General features: G+C 46.6%; 12 protein-coding genes. 7 read left to right on the forward strand and 5 right to left on the reverse strand.

Annotated features, from left to right (window positions below; all coding sequences use genetic code 11):
* Positions 1-285: 285 nt before the first annotated feature.
* Positions 286-768, reverse strand: a complete 483-nt coding sequence (locus C9I89_RS20170; protein WP_107285123.1) for a hypothetical protein — start codon at positions 766-768, stop codon at positions 286-288.
* Between the two features lie 330 nt (positions 769-1,098).
* Here C9I89_RS20170 and C9I89_RS20175 point away from each other — a divergent pair, with 330 nt between their 5' ends.
* The 6 genes from C9I89_RS20175 (at position 1,099) to C9I89_RS20195 (ending at position 8,516) form a co-directional block, all read left to right on the forward strand.
* Positions 1,099-4,251, forward strand: a complete 3,153-nt coding sequence (locus C9I89_RS20175; RefSeq protein WP_107285124.1) for a DUF748 domain-containing protein — start codon at positions 1,099-1,101, stop codon at positions 4,249-4,251.
* Positions 4,252-4,533: 282 nt separating this feature from the next.
* Positions 4,534-4,986 (forward strand): hypothetical protein, encoded by a 453-nt coding sequence (locus C9I89_RS20180; RefSeq protein WP_107285125.1) that lies wholly within the window; start codon positions 4,534-4,536, stop codon positions 4,984-4,986.
* Between the two features lie 193 nt (positions 4,987-5,179).
* Positions 5,180-7,027 carry a M3 family metallopeptidase gene (locus tag C9I89_RS20185; RefSeq protein ID WP_107285126.1) on the forward strand — a complete coding sequence of 616 codons (1,848 nt, stop codon included), beginning with the start codon at positions 5,180-5,182 and terminating at the stop codon, positions 7,025-7,027.
* A gap of 154 nt (positions 7,028-7,181) precedes the next feature.
* Positions 7,182-7,352, forward strand: coding sequence for a DUF302 domain-containing protein (locus C9I89_RS22595; protein ID WP_170107748.1), 171 nt, complete (start codon positions 7,182-7,184; stop codon positions 7,350-7,352).
* Positions 7,353-7,383: 31 nt separating this feature from the next.
* Positions 7,384-7,575 (forward strand): hypothetical protein, encoded by a 192-nt coding sequence (locus C9I89_RS20190; protein ID WP_107285127.1) that lies wholly within the window; start codon positions 7,384-7,386, stop codon positions 7,573-7,575.
* A 296-nt stretch (positions 7,576-7,871) separates the two neighbouring features.
* Positions 7,872-8,516, forward strand: a complete 645-nt coding sequence (locus C9I89_RS20195; RefSeq protein ID WP_107285128.1) for a LysE family translocator — start codon at positions 7,872-7,874, stop codon at positions 8,514-8,516.
* 92 nt (positions 8,517-8,608) lie between these two features.
* Here the strand turns inward: C9I89_RS20195 and treC are convergent, their stop codons facing one another.
* The 3 genes from treC to treR form a co-directional block, all read right to left on the reverse strand.
* On the reverse strand, positions 8,609-10,306 hold the full coding sequence (treC, locus tag C9I89_RS20200; protein WP_107285129.1) for an alpha,alpha-phosphotrehalase: 1,698 nt from the start codon (positions 10,304-10,306) through the stop codon (positions 8,609-8,611).
* 91 nt (positions 10,307-10,397) lie between these two features.
* Positions 10,398-11,837 carry a PTS trehalose transporter subunit IIBC gene (gene treB, locus C9I89_RS20205; RefSeq protein WP_211315285.1) on the reverse strand — a complete coding sequence of 480 codons (1,440 nt, stop codon included), beginning with the start codon at positions 11,835-11,837 and terminating at the stop codon, positions 10,398-10,400.
* A 230-nt stretch (positions 11,838-12,067) separates the two neighbouring features.
* A complete protein-coding gene (treR, locus tag C9I89_RS20210; protein ID WP_107285131.1) occupies positions 12,068-13,018 on the reverse strand; it encodes a trehalose operon repressor TreR in 951 nt (316 codons plus the stop codon).
* A 470-nt stretch (positions 13,019-13,488) separates the two neighbouring features.
* Here treR and C9I89_RS20215 point away from each other — a divergent pair, with 470 nt between their 5' ends.
* Positions 13,489-14,655, forward strand: coding sequence for a Card1-like endonuclease domain-containing protein (locus tag C9I89_RS20215; protein WP_107285132.1), 1,167 nt, complete (start codon positions 13,489-13,491; stop codon positions 14,653-14,655).
* A 260-nt stretch (positions 14,656-14,915) separates the two neighbouring features.
* Here C9I89_RS20215 and udp read toward each other — a convergent pair whose 3' ends face one another.
* Positions 14,916-15,683 carry a uridine phosphorylase gene (udp, locus tag C9I89_RS20220; RefSeq protein ID WP_107285133.1) on the reverse strand — a complete coding sequence of 256 codons (768 nt, stop codon included), beginning with the start codon at positions 15,681-15,683 and terminating at the stop codon, positions 14,916-14,918.
* Between the last annotated feature and the right edge of the window lie 153 nt (positions 15,684-15,836).

Genomic DNA, 15,836 nt, shown 5'->3' on the forward strand with positions numbered 1-15,836 from the left:
TGCCAGATCAATACCAATTATCTTATGCTTAACCATGGTCTTATCCTTCTCGATTTCAGATAGTAGAAACAACACTATCTTGGCGCATTATGACGCCGTTTGGGAGAGGGAGGAGACCATCTCATCATTACATTCTGCCCCATTCCTTGTTTGTAACAGTCAGACGTTGCTTTCATGACTGTCCGATTGGATCACATCTAATGACGCAGAGTGCCAGCTCGAGTATTAATCAGTACAATCTATTTGACCTTTTTACTTTGGCATATCCTAGCTGATTTTGGTTTCTCAATCTTGCCAGAACTTCCACCACTTCTTACTGTTCTCTTCTCTTTGTTCCTGACCTTTTTCAGAGCCTTTTCCTTGCTCGTTGCGCTCTTGCTCGGCTTTTTTCTGCTGCTGTTTATCCAGATCACTTGACGATGAGCCATTACTTTTATTCTTCTTATCTTTATCGGTCTTTTGGCCTTTAACTTTTTCTTTCAGGGTATCAACTTCTTCTTGAGCCTCTTCAAGCTCTTCGATTTCCTTTTCGAGCTTTTCCTTCTCTTTTTTATTTTTTGTCTTTTTATGTGCCTGTTGTTTGTCTTGCAACAGCAACTCTAATTGTTGCTCGCGTTCTTCCAGATCAGAGATTACATTTTGCTTGTCTTCTGCATTTCTGATCTCTGCAAGATTAGGTTTTCCTTTACCAGCCCAGTCAGGCTTATCTGCGTAGACTGATGGCGTAAAAATAAGTGCTATGGCAACGGCCAGAAGGTATTTTTTCATGTGACGTCCTGTTTATGCTCAATTTATTATCTGCTTACTTCCTTTGATAAAAGGATAAATTAGGATCCTCTTTTTTACCATTTTAAAAGGAATTAAACTTTCCGCTTATCTCGGAGCTGAGTTCAAATATACGCGCCATACAATAAACCGCTGAGATGAAAAAGGATTGTCGGTGCCTATCCAAGACTGCGAACAATTCCGGCCTGACTTTCCTGTCGATTCTAATGAAATATTTTACAAAATCTCTGTCGCCCCCTTATACCGGGTCACTAAAAGTGGTTAAACTCTGACAATCATAATTCTAAGACAACCAAGGGATCTTACTCTGGTATGAAAATGGCTTTGATACACGCCCTCAGCCGCTTCAAGCGGGCTCCTAAATCAGTGCGAGTTCTCACTAATCTATTGTTGGCCTATGGCTGTTATGCCATGCTGCTGGCGCTGCTCATACCGGCAGTCATCCAATCTCAAGCGCCAAAAAAGCTCAGTGAACTTCTTGGACGTGACGTCCGGATAGCTGAGGCCAGCATTAACCCCTTTTTGTTGCGGGCGCGGATTAGCGGTTTCGAAATCAGCGAGCAAGAGAAGCCCGTCAACTTTGCCAGCTTTCAGCAGCTTGAGCTTGAGTTCAGCTTCTGGCGCAGCCTTTTGCAATTTACCCCAAGCCTGGATCACCTGCATATTGAACGGCCACAGATCAACATCACCAGATTGGCCGCCGCGGCAGACAACCCCGAGTTTAACTTTAGCGACATACTTAAGCGTTTGACCGTGCAGCAGAGCGAAGCACCTCGGCCCGATGCGAACCAAGCCCCCTCCGGCATTCCTCCCTTTCGCGCTCGTGTTATCAAAATCGAACAAGGTAGCTTTAGCTTTCAGGATCAGCAGACCGACGCTAACCTTCAATATCAGGGACTCAACTTCAGCCTGCAGCAACTTGACTCACAGGCGCTGACTCTGAACCAGCCACAAATCACATCCGCGGATAAGAAAAAGCCTCAATTCAACCCAGAGGCCAACCGCTATACCTTTGCAGTAACTGGTGCAGACCAAGGCCAGTTGCAGTTGGAGGGACAATTCCAGTTGCAACCACTGGAGATCCGCGGTGAACTGACGCTGGCCAAAGTTACTCTACCTCCCTTCTGGCCCTTTGCTGCCAAGTTGGTGAAGGCCAAATTAAGCAGTGGTGAAGTCAATGTTGAATCCAGCTTTCATCTCAAGCAGGAGCAAGAACAGTTCAGCTTTGATACTGACAAGGGCCGTTTTGTTCTCGCCAATCTGGCGTTCAATGACAATGAAGCACCAAAAGTGAAACTGCCCCAACTGGTGGTCGATGGCATAGCCCTTAGCAGTGCTTCGCAAACTGTGGATCTGAAAGCCCTGCAAGTGCAGGGGATCTGGGTTGATGCCAGCCTGAACGACAAGGGTCTGGATCTGCAGCAGCTCTTTATGCCCGCTGGCACCAAAGCGGCAGAAGACTCAGCACCGGGCAATCCCGACGCGGCCGATAAGGCTGCCGCCAAAGGCTGGCAGGTACGCCTCAATAGCTTCGAGATGGCAGACACCGATCTTAATCTCACCGAAAACCTTATCAGCCAGGGTGTGCATTGGCGTATCTATCCGCTGACACTAAGTACTAGCGCTGTGCTGAGCGACTTGAGCCAGCCACTGGATTACCAGCTGGCTCTCAGCTTAAGTTCTGACACTAAGGCTCCGCCGCTCAATGATCGCGGCCAGTTCAGCAGCAGCGGCAGTCTGGATGCCAAGACACTCGGTATCGACGGCAAACTGCAATTAACTGCGCTGGATCTCAGCCAGTTCCAGCCCTATCTGGAGTCCTTTCTGAATCTGCAACTGAGCAGCGGCAGCCTGACCACTGGCGGTGATTTCAGTGCCAATCATCAGGGCAAAGTTGTTTATCAGGGGCAAGCTGCAATAGATGATCTGCTGATCAAGGACAGGCTGGAATATCAACCCCTGCTGAAATGGCAACAGATGTCTATAGACGCACTTCAGTTTGACCTGCAGAACAAGCAGATGAAAATTGACAATATTATGCTGGATGCCCCCTATGCCAAAGTGCTGATCGCCAAAGACAGGCGCACCAATATCAGCGAAATTCTGGTAACCGAAACCAAGACGCCCGCGGATGCTACATTGGCAAACAAGCCAGAGAGTGAAACTGTTCAATCTAAGGATACTGAAACCACCCAATCCGCACCGATGACAACAGAACCGCAACCAGAGCAGGCTTTTGCGCTGGATATCGGCAGTATTAAAATCGCCAAGGGCTCGGCCTATTTCGCCGACAACTCCCTGACACCTAACTTTGCCTCCGGCATAGAGTCGTTGGAGGGTCACATCAGCCACCTGTCCTCGACCCCGAGCACTAAGGCTCAAGTTGATCTCAAAGGTAAAATTGACAAATACGCCCCGATGACACTTAGCGGTGAGATCAACCCGCTGCTCCAGTCGCCCTACCTGGATCTGGATCTGGTGTTCAATAGCGTGGAGCTGACATCCGTCAACCCTTATTCCGGTACCTATGTCGGCTATTACATCGATAAGGGCCAGCTCTCGTTGACACTTAACTATCAACTGGAAAACAATCAGCTAAAGGGCAGCAATCATCTGGTCATCGATCAGCTGCAGCTGGGTAAACCCAGCGAATCGGATCTGGCCACCAGTTTGCCGCTGACACTGGGCATTGCCCTGTTGCAGGATCGCCATGGAGTCATCGATCTGGGACTCGACGTGTCGGGTGATGTCGATAGCCCCGATTTCAGCTTCGGCAGCATCATAATGAATGCCATCACCAATGTGATCACCAAGGCAGTGACGGCGCCCTTCTCCCTGTTAGCCGATCTGGCTGGCACGGATGAGGAACTCAGTCATGTGCAATTCCGCCCGGGGCTCGCCAGCCTTGATACCGCAGAGCAGGATCGCCTTAGCAAGCTCGCCAAGGCCTTAGATGACAGGCCCATACTCAAGGTCAGCATTGAAGGCTCGGTGGCCCTTGCCGACGACAGCAAAGCACTGGCAGAAGAAAAATTACAACAGGAGCTACTGCAGCTCAGCGGTCTAGCCAGTCTGCCCCAGGATCTCAGCGCCAGTCGTTTCCCTGCATCTGGCCCACTGGCCACGGCACTGGAACGCCTGTTCGTTCAACAGCTGAAGCTGGACATCAACGCGGAGCGTGCCAAGGTGGAACAGATGCTGAAGGAAAAGGCCAACACCGAGGCGGAGCTGGATCCGGCCCAGATAACCACAGTTGTGCATATTGGCATGTATAACCAGTTGCTCAATGCACAAGAGATCAGCCACAGCGAACTGGGCAATCTTGCCGAAGCCAGAGCACGAGCGATCAAAGCCTTTATGGTGAATGACAAGATGGTGAATCCGGAGCGGGTCTTTCTCCTGGACAGCAAGTCACAGCTCAATACACAGGAAAGCCGGGCCATGCTGACTCTGAGCGCTAGTTAACAACGCCAGGTGCAATGTCGGTCCGAGTGGTATGCAGCCATTCGGGCCGGGAGTATCTTAGACTGGCCTTCTGTTGTTTTCTTAAGTATCCCTATTCTCTTTCCGGATGGAAAATTCCTGTTGTTGTTCCTACACTTTCATATACATTGGCCTACTGAAGGGAAATTATAGCGCTGTGCTCTGTGCTCTGTGCTCTGTGCTCTGTGCCATGAAAACCAAGGGCCAAAATAAGCTATAGCAGATCAACAAGATCACGAAAGTTTATTACTAAGGATGTTTCCGATGGATAAGCTATTTCTACATCACGTCAAGTCGCCATTTGCCGTCGGCGACCACCCCAAAGACCTCTTTGTGGTCAGTTTTTCCGATAATATCAATACAGCAGCAAGAGAACTGCAGGCCAAGGAGTGCCTTCTGTACACACGGCACAAAAACTTGGCCCAGTCCCTTATCAAACTGACAGAATCTTTTGAATTTAAGGCCGATCTAAAAACGGTTGCCTTTATACTTCGATCGCTCGATAGCACGAGCTACACGTCATACCTGGATCAGATGAAGAAACACTGTAATAACGATACTGAGTATTACCAGGTACTGAAAAACCTCATTGACGATTACATACAAAAGGAATACGTGCCTGACAGCAACGGGCATTTCACCGATTATACGCCTTACCACGATTTTCACTGCAGGAGCAAAGCCTCTTTCGTTAAGAGGTATCGCTCCTATGATTAGAGTCCGTATCAAATAGTCACTTTATGCATCAGTGACCTCAGAGATGGATGACGTTAAAAATAGAGAATACATATACCCAAGCCACTTCCTAGAGTGGTATCAATTATGAATTCAAAAAAACGCTATTGTATTACCAGCGGATAGACATATAATATTCTAAACTAATCAATAACTTATATTTACAGGGACGATAATGACCGCAACCGACTACCTTAATTCACTGAACCAACGCTATTTATCTATTCATAGAAAAAAAGAAGACTTCTTTTGGGAAACGTACATGGGGATCAGTGATGACCATGATGGTTCAACTAAAGCAGAAACCGAGTGGAATCAATTTTTAAGCGCTTCTTCTCAAATCACAGAGCTTAAAAAGCAAATAGAGATGGCAAAATCGCTTACTGATCCTGACGAAAAAAATCAAACCCTGATCGGATTAAAGGGCTGGCTCGCCACTTTTCAAGCTCATGCGCTAGAGTCTGAACAGGCACAAACGCTTAAGGCGGAATTGATTAAGTTCGAAGCGGATTTGTTTGAGAAAAAACAAAACTACGTCATGACTTATGTCGATGAAGACGGTAAAGACGCGGAGGGATCTTTGCCTGTGCTTGGTGCAAACATTCGTACCAGTGCCAACGAAAATGTTCGTCAGACATCTCATCAAGCCCTGCTCGATTTAGAACAGTGGCTACTGCAAAACGGTTTTTTAGAACTCGTCAAACTACGTAATAAGTTTGCAAAATCATTAGGATATGACAACTTTTTTGATTACTCGATAGTTAAAACAGAGCAGATGACGACCGCAGAGCTGTTTACTATTCTTGATGACTTTGAAGCCAGAACCAAAGACAGCCACCGAAATAGCGTAAATCGTTTAGTTGAAGCCATGGGTCCTCAATCCCTTCAAGGGCATAACTTTGTATTTTCGTTTTCGGGTGATGCGATGCGCGACTTTGATCCCTATGTCCCGTTTTCACAATCATTACGCCGCTGGGTAGAATCATTTGGCCGCTTAAACATTGATTACTCTGGCGCTGAACTCACGCTAGATCTTCTTGACCGTAAAGGAAAATATCAGAACGGCTTCTGTCATGGCCCTGTTCCCGCGTTTTATGATCAAGGCAACTGGGTTGCCGCTAAGGTCAACTTCACCAGCAATGCCAAACCGGATCAAGTCGGCAGTGGATATGACGGGATCAACACCTTGTTCCACGAAGGCGGACATGCCGCCCATTTCTCTAACGTAAAAATGAATGCCCCGTGCTTCTCGCAAGAGTTCGCGCCGACCTCGATGGCATATGCTGAAACTCAGTCGATGTTTTGCGACAGCCTACTAGGCGATGCCGATTGGTTAAAGCAGTACGCCTTTGATGCAAAAGGGAACGTCGTGCCAGATGCAGTCATTAAATCGATGATTGACAGTAAACAACCCTTCAGAGCGTATATCGAAAGAAGTATTTTGGTTGTGCCGTACTTTGAACGAGCGCTGTATCAACTGAATGACGATGAACTGAGTGCTGAGACGGTGACACAGTTAGCGCGGGCGATGGAGAACAAGATCCTCGATCTGGAATGCAGCCCGCGTCCGTTAATGGCTATTCCACATCTTCTCTCCGATGAGTCGGCATGTTCTTATCAAGGCTACCTACTGGCCAATATGGCGGTTTATCAGACCAGAGCTTACTTTACCGAGAAGTTCGGCTACTTAACCGATAACCCGGAAATCGGCCCGCTACTTGCGAAACACTATTGGAATCGAGGCAATAGCGTTAATCATAACGCCACAATAGTGAGTCTAACAGGCGAAGGATTTAACGCTAAATATCTCGCGGATGAATGCAATCTGTCTGCCGAGCAAGCGTGGGAAATCGAGAAGGAAAAAATCTCAGCGCTTCAATCCAGATCACGAGCGGATGTTGCTTCTTTAAATGCCAGTATCAACATTGTTGATGGTGCTAACCAGATTGCCAGTAATCTTAGATCTGACAGTGACATGTGCCGCGAGTTCGAGCAGTACATTGTGTCGACATACGGCCGATAAATAAAAAATGACTGCTCTGCGGTTGTGGAGTGGTCATGAATTTAAATTGGGCGGATAGGCATCAGCAGAGGCTGTATTTATCCAGTTAATACCTGACTCTAATGCAGCATGAACGGTGTTTATCGGGGACTTTTGTTACATATAAGGGATCATTATGCGTACATTACTGCTGAGTTTTATTTCTCTTGTTTTCTTCTCCGCATCAGCCTTAGCTGATAATGGCCTTATGCGTATAAAAAGCGCTCATAATGTAAAGAGCACAGCGGATCGCCTTGAAAAGGCGCTTACGATGAAAGGCATGACGGTGTTCGCAAGGATTTTTTGAACTCAATTCGATTATTGATGAGGATAATTTTATGAATTTTGGTTATATGATCTATCAAGAGGGAACCGGTTATACCGATGGTGTTTACAGCGACTTAAACACAGCAAAAAAGATTCTCGAACATTTCAAAGAAAAAGACCCATCTGGAAATTATTTTTTAGTGCTCGTTTTTGATGGCGATCTGAGTAGCGACTATCAACATAAACTAAAAGATTTACCATAAACGCATTATGCAATCTAAACAAAAAAATGAAGGGAAATACATTTTAAACCTAAGCAACCTCAAGATGCTCGTTTCAGCGAGAATCCTGCATCTTGAGGTAACTTGGGAATATAGCCCCCAATAAACCGTCCCCAATTACGAAACATATCTTACGACAATCATTAACAGCTTTAGTATTAACAACCGTCGATGTGCAAATAATCAGCAATTAAAGCCATTTATACTCAACAATAACTTTAATTATCTTACTATCGCTGTAAAATCCAGCCCTTCACTCTAAATTCAATATCAGAATCATGATCGATTTTTCTATACTGCCGGTGTATTTGACCGCTGTAATTGCCCTGCTGCTGATCCCGGGGCCAGACATGCTGCTTATCGCCAGTTCCAGCCTTAGCTATGGCCGTAAAGTGGGCGTATTTGCCAGCTTAGGTAACGCGACTTCAGGCCTGCTGCTAACGCTGTTAGCGGCTATGGGCGTATCGGCACTTATCGCGGTGAATCCAATCGCATTGCAGGTGCTTCGCCTGCTGGGAGGTGCTTACCTGCTGAAAATGGGCTGGGATTGCATGCGCACCACGCCAGCAGATACACCAGAACTAGAACAGCAATCGGGGATGGCAGCGACACTCTACCGCCGTGCAGTGATCAGTAACCTGCTAAACCCGAAAGCATTGATTTTCTTTGTCCTGTTCTTGCCGCAGTTCGTGTCAGCTCAGGCGACAGCAACCTCTGGCGAACAGATGCTGGTGCTGGGTCTGCTGCTCAATGTTCTCGGCCTGCTGTTTAACCTGTTTCTGGTGACTATGGTAGGCAGCTTAGGTAAGCCGTTACTGAAGAATGAAAAATTCCGTACCAATCAGCACAAGTTTATGGGCCTGATCTTTTTTGTTCTTGCTATCTGGTTACTGGCTTCTCAGGTGCCGACGCCAGCAATTTGACGCCTGCCAGACTAAATATACCAGATATAAAAAAGGCTTTAACCTCCCCTCATCAGAGAGTTCGGTTAAAGCCTTTTTTGTTACTTTAGGGATTATGCCTGTTGGGATCCGTCGTTTTCAATCAACAAGACACGGCATTCATAAGGTTTCAGTGCCAGCTGATGGCAGGGTACTTGATGTTGATGATCAGAATAGTTACCCAGAATATAATGCCCTTGCTTAACATGAAGCGTCTCTGGCAGCTGGCATTCGGTTTCCTGACCATAGTAGTTATTGATACAAACCAAGGTTTGCTTGTCAGACTGGCGGCGATAGCAAAACAGCTGCGGGTGCTCGGGCATTAAATCCGTGTAATCACCGGTTGTGATCACGGCTAACTCTTTGCGTAATTTAATCAGCTTACGATAATAATGGAATACGGAATCGTCATCCGCCACGGCTTTTTCGGCGTTGATTTCAGGATAATTCACCGCCACTTCCAGCCATGGCTGACCTTGGGTAAATCCGGCATGTTTACGGTCATTCCACTGCATTGGCGTACGTGAGTTATCACGGGATTTCTGCGCTAAAATAGCCAGCATCTCGGCTTCACTCACACCTTGCTGATTCACCATGATGTCGTACATATTGGTACTTTCCACATCACGGTACTGCGCAATTGAGGTATACCCCGGATTGGTCATGCCAATCTCTTCGCCTTGATAAACGTATGGTGTGCCCTGCATCATGTGCACAGAGGTCGCCAGCATTTTCGCCGATTCGACACGGTACTGCTGATCATCACCTAAGCGGCTGACCACCCGTGGCTGATCATGGTTACACCAGAACAACGCCCCCCAGCCTTTGTTGTGCAGCCCCTGCTGCCAGTGGCTGAATATTTGCTTAAGCTGAAGAAAATCAAACGGCGCTTTCGTCCATTTGTCGCCATTAAGATAATCGGCTTTCAGGTGGTGGAAGTTGAATACCATCGACAGCTCTTTACCGTCAGGCGACGAATACTGCTGGCAATGCTCAAGTGTGGTTGATGACATTTCACCGACCGTTACCGATCCGTATTGCTGGAATACCGCCTCGCTGATTTCCTGCAGGTATTGATGAACACGCGGGCCATCAGTATAAAAACGGCGGCCATCACCATTATCGTCATTCTGAAAGTCTTGCTGCTTGGAAATCAGGTTGATCACATCCAGGCGGAAACCGTCTACGCCCTTCTCCGCCCAGAAACTGATCACTTCTTTCACTTCGGCCCGAACCTTTGGGTTTTCCCAGTTCAGATCGGCTTGTTCTTTGGCAAACAGATGCAGGTAGTACTGACCGGTTGCATCATCCAGCGCCCAGGCATTACCGCCGAATTTAGATTCCCAGTTTGTTGGTGCCTGACCGTTAACCGGATCTTTCCAGATGTAGTAATCACGATACGGGCTTTGTGTATCGCCCAATGCCGACTTAAACCACGCATGCTCTGTTGAGGTATGGTTTACCACGATATCCATCACAATGCGGATACCTTTTTGGTGCGCCTCGGCCAGTAGCTGCTCGAAATCAGTCATGGTGCCAAAATCAGGATTGATATTGTAATAATCAGAAATATCGTAACCGTTATCGACCATTGGCGAACAGTACACTGGGGTTAACCAGATGGCATCGACACCCAGCGTTTTGAGATAATCGAGCTTAGAAATAATCCCTTGAATATCGCCAGTACCCTGACTTCCGCTGTCACAAAAGCTTTTCGGATAAATTTGATAAATAGTCGCAGTACGCCACCATTCCTGTTGTTCTGTCATCATGCTTGTTTACTCACAGAAAATTGATTCAAAAGAAAATTTACTTATAAAAGCGAGGATAGCCCAGGCGCTTGGGCTATCCCATTATGAAGATTTAAATGGTTTGCGGTGTTTGCTCAGTGCTCTCAATCTGGCCCTTGGCCTGTGCGCGCTTATAAAGCACCAGCGTTAAGGCAATAGGGACGATAATCGCGACCAGCATGGCAACCAGGTACACCATCCAGTACTGTGGCTGAATAGACAGAATGCCCGGCAGACCGCCGACACCGATGCCGTTGGCCATCACGCCGGCACTGCCACAAATCGCAGCGGCGATGGCGGAACCAATCATCGCGGTTAGCATCGGGAATTTGTATTTCAGGTTGATCCCGTACATCGCGGGCTCCGTTACCCCAAGGAAGGCCGAGATTGCTGCAGGGACTGATATTTCACGCTCATTATGTTTTTTGCTGATCCAGATAATGCCGACAACCGCTGAGGCCTGAGCAATATTAGACAGTGCAATCAAAGGCCAGATCGGTGTACCGCCCATATCCTGCATTAGCTGCAAATCGACGGCATTGGTCGTATGATGAATCCCCGTAATGACCAATGGCGCATACAAGAAGCCAAAGATCATCGAGCCGAGCACGGCAAAGTCACCGGTCATCGCTATTTTTGCCGCATAGGCCACACCATTACCAATCACCCGGCCAAACGGACCAATAAAGGCATGCGCCAGGATCACAGCCAGAATGAGCGAAATAAACGGCACGATGACTAAATACAGATAAGATGGAATGATCCGCTTCAGGTTAGTTTCAATCATTGCCAGTGCGATACCCGCAAGCATGGCAGGAATAACCTGAGCCTGATATCCCACTTTCTCTATCACAAACCAGCCAAAGTCCCAGACTTCGGGCACTTGCTTGCCGATCAGGTAGGCATTCATTAATTGTGGAGAAACAAGGGTGACACCCAGAACGATACCCAGGATCGGTGTACCGCCAAGCTTTTTCACCGTAGACCAACAGACGCCGACCGGCAGGAAGAAGAAGATCGCCTCACCAATCAGCCACAGGAAGGAATGCACTGTGGACCAGAATTGGCTGATTTCAACCAACGTTTTGCCATCGAACATCCGAATGTCGCCGATAACATTACGGAAGCCCAGAATTAAACCACCGGTAATAATGGCCGGTAAAAGGGGAACAAAAATTTCGGCCAAGTGGGAAATACTGCGCTCAAGCAGGCTCATATTCTGACGAGCAGCGACTTTCGCTTCTTCTTTCGATGCGCCAGCATTGCCCGTCATGCCTGATAGGATCTTATAAACTTCATCAACCTCTGTACCAATCACCACCTGAAACTGGCCCGCATTGGTAAAGCAGCCCTTTACCATCGGAATGGTTTCAATTTCTTTAACCTTTGCCAGATCCGTATCGTTTAGTACAAAGCGTAGTCGGGTAAGGCAATGACTTACGCTGGCAATATTGTCAGCACCGCCGATGAATTCAACCAGGCGCTCTATGTGCTGCCGATTTATCTTACTCATACCGTTGTCCATCTCATGTTGTGAAAGGTACTTATCGTTGTTTAGTGTTCCCGCAAGCGGGAATGTTCCCACTCGTGGTTATGATAATGACAAAAGAGTAGCAAAAACGAAATGGGAACATTCCCAATCCGTGAAAGAGTTCACACCGTGCGGGCAAAAAAACGTCCCGACACATTATTAGAATAGAAGGTAACGATGACTTTTTAGCTGATCGTGTTTTAATTTAAGGGTTAATTAGACAGGGTCGCTTGCTGCGTCAAATGAGTTATCGCACACTGACCTGACAGCTGCCTGATCAGCAAGTTTGCCGAGGCTTTACCCGCCTCAAAATAACCGGGGTCGATACTGAAAGTATTAGGAAAAATAAATGATAGCAAATCGGTGGCTCCTACCCCTGATACCACCACATCGCTGCGGTTTAATTCCTGCAGACGCTTAGCAACCCCCATCGCAAGGGTATCACTGGCACAGACGATGGCCTCTGTTAGCGGAGTTAATACGCTATCGGTCAACGCATAGGCACTTTCATGGCTGAGCTGACCGGTCTGATAGAGCGGAGTAATATCAGCCGCTTTACAATAGGTTAAGTAGGCATTCAGGCGCATTTGGCCGGTCGTCTTATCACTCGGATCAACCCCCACAAAACTGATCTCGCGTTTACCTTGTTGCAGTAAATGCGTCATCGCCAGCTCAATGACACCATGATTGTCATAGCCGACCGATGAAATTGTGTCGGTATCAATGGCAATAACAACGGCTTTATGCTGTAACATTTCTACCGCCGTTAAATCACAGCCGGTAAAACCAAACAAGATCACACCATCGACATTACGCTTTTGTAAAACCGCTAAATGTTCATTGGTTTTCTCGGCACTAAACTGACTTTCCATGATCACCGCATCATAACCAGCAGCATAAATCACATCCAAAATGCCACTCACCGCTCTGTTCTCAGACGGTGAATCGAGACGAGACAGAATAATTCCGACAACTTTTGTGCTGCCTCCTCGCATGGTCTGTGCGGATTTTGACGGCACAAAACCAGAATCCCTGATCACTTGCTCAACCCTTTCACGGGTTGCCGCTTTTACTCTAGGATCATTGGTCAATACGCGAGAAACCGTGGATTTTCCAACCCCGGCTAATTTAGCAATATCCAGAATGGTGAGCTTTTTAGTCATAAATAAGTTCAGGCTAAGATAAACCTCTTTATTGTCACTCTCCGCAACGATATTTCAATCAATTTTCTTCCGAACAACAAAAAACCTTTCGGTAAACATGATTTTTCCACGAAAACGCTGCGTTTATACCCATAAGACACCTAAATGGAACCTTAATTAAATAGTGTCCTAATCACCACGAAGGCAAATACTTAGTAACAACTCTGTTCTAAATCTCTACAAGCAAAAAATGGCTTTAAAACTGACATACAGCAAACAAAAAAGGGAGTGATTTCAGATATATTGGATTTTGTGCAATTATTTGAAGATGATTACGGGTATTGCATTGAAATACGGTTTTTCAATACCCATATTATTCTAAATACATAGATTAAATAACCTTGTGTTGGCATCCTCTTTTCTTTTTGCCTTTTAGTGCCCACAAGAACTATCAGTCCCTGTTCATTCGGGAAGAGGCATTAAGGATTTTTATGATTACTCATGTTGGCGTTATCGACCAAGACCCCGTAAGACTTATTACCCCGTTATTAGACCACGCTATTCCGGCCGATAAGATGATTTTTATCGGCACGGCAAGCCAGAAAGAGCAGTACGAGCGCTTGGCATCAATACTGACACCCAGAGATATTGAGGTTGAATTTTTCCAGATCCCTGATTCCATCAGTATCACTAGCCTTCGTCAACGACTCAACGAATTAGCAGATAAGCTCAGACAAACCCAGACTGAAGTCTGGTTTAATACCAGCTGTGGTTTACGTCACCGCCTGCTTTCTGCGTATGAAGTTTTCCGTTCTTTTCATTGGCCGATTTATGTCATCGAACCTTTCAGTGACGAAATGTGCTGGCTCTACCCGTCGGATCGCAAACAACAACAAGTTGAAGACCGTATTCAGCTGGCTGACTACCTCACTATTTTTGGTGCGAGAAGTGAGCTGCCAGAAACAACAGTACCGGATTCACTCAACAATCAGCTATGGGAACTGGGACAACGCTGGGCAAGCTCGGCACTGGAACTGGGGCCTGGATTGGCAACGCTGAACTACCTGGCAACCACCTGCCGTAAAGAGCAGAAGCTCGATGTTGCCCTGAGTGAAAAACAACAAGGCTATAGAGAGTTAGGCATGTTAATTGCCGATCTGCAGGATACCGGGCTGGCAACCTACGAAAAGGGCATTCTGACTTTCAAACATGAAGACGCGCGTCGTTTCGCAAATGGCGAATGGCTGGAAAATCTGGTGCACAGCACGGTTCGTGCGATTCAGAATGAACTGCCAACCATTCAGGATCACTCATTAGGGGTTCAGGTTTACCGTAAGATCGGAGACCGTGAAGTCCGTAACGAACTGGATGTCGCGACAGTTGTAAATAATAAGCTGCACATTATTGAGTGCAAAACCAAAGGAATGCGTGATGATGGTGACGACACGCTTTACAAGCTGGAATCACTGCGTGATTTATTAGGCGGCCTGCAAGCACGTGCAATGCTGGTGAGCTTCCGTCCATTGCGTCATCATGATTTAGTCCGTGCCCAGGATTTAGGCCTTGCTATCATTGGCCCGGATCAACTTGGTGACTTGCAAACCCACCTTCACAACTGGCTGAAAGATGCTGGTGGCCAGACGCATAATATTGCGTAAACTAGAAACTAGAAACTAGAAACTAGAAACTAGAAACTAGATGAGGTTCATTGAAAAAGGTCGAAATTACGACCTTTTTTGTACTTTCTTTACTCTTTCTATATGTACAAAAAAACCGATACATTAGTATCGGTTTTCATCTTGAATAGTGAGATAACTCGTAGGTATTTAGCTCGATGGCAAGGCGGAAGCGCGGAGTTGATGAACATCAATGAGCACTTCCAACACAGCTATCGTGTTAAATAACAAGAGTAATCATATTATTCAGCTAGCATAAGACGAGCAGCTTCTACTACCACTTTGATTGAGCGTGCTTCCGTCTCTTTCAGCGTCGCGTGATCAGGGATCTCTTTCTGAGTACGGTTGATGATAACACCCGCAACACAACCGGCACGCAGACCAGAACTAGCACACATAGTTAACAGTGTTGCTGATTCCATTTCATAGTTCAGAACGCCCATCTCCTGCCACTCTTTCATTGAGCCCTGGAAACGTCGAACAACACGACCTGAGAACGTATCGTAACGCTCCTGACCAGGGTAGAACGTATCACTCGAAGCCGTTACACCTGTGTGTACTGTTGCACCTTCTGCTACAACTGCAGCTTTCATTGCTGTTGCAACATCAAAGTCAGCAACCGCTGGGAATTCCATTGGGGCAAAATGCAAGCTCGCACCGTCAAGGCGTACAGAACCCGTTGATACGATCATATCACCCACATTGATGTGTGGTTGAATCGCCCCCGTTGTACCAACACGCAGGAACGTACGGATACCTAATTGCGCCAATTCTTCAACCGCGATAGACGTTGACGGACCGCCAATACCTGTAGAGCAAACAATCACAGTTTTACCGTCTAAAACGGCGCGATAAAGCGTATATTCGCGTGAGCTTGCTAGAAACTCAGGGTTATCCATCAGATTCGCGATCTTTTCAACACGTGCTGGATCACCTGGAATAATAGCGAGTTCCGCACCATTAAGATCCGCTTTTGTCACACCTAAATGGAAAACTGTAGTATCAGACATAATCATATCCTTTTATTGTTTGCCGCTCTGTATAGGGAAGTCAGAGGTTGTGGCTTTAAACTAATTTTGATGTTTAGGCAGTACTCATCACATATTATAAATATATATAAATAAATACTCTCAAAACACCCGCTAAAGATATCCTATAGAATC

The organism is Photobacterium lipolyticum, from assembly GCF_003026475.1.
Classification (GTDB): Bacteria; Pseudomonadota; Gammaproteobacteria; order Enterobacterales; family Vibrionaceae; genus Photobacterium; species Photobacterium lipolyticum.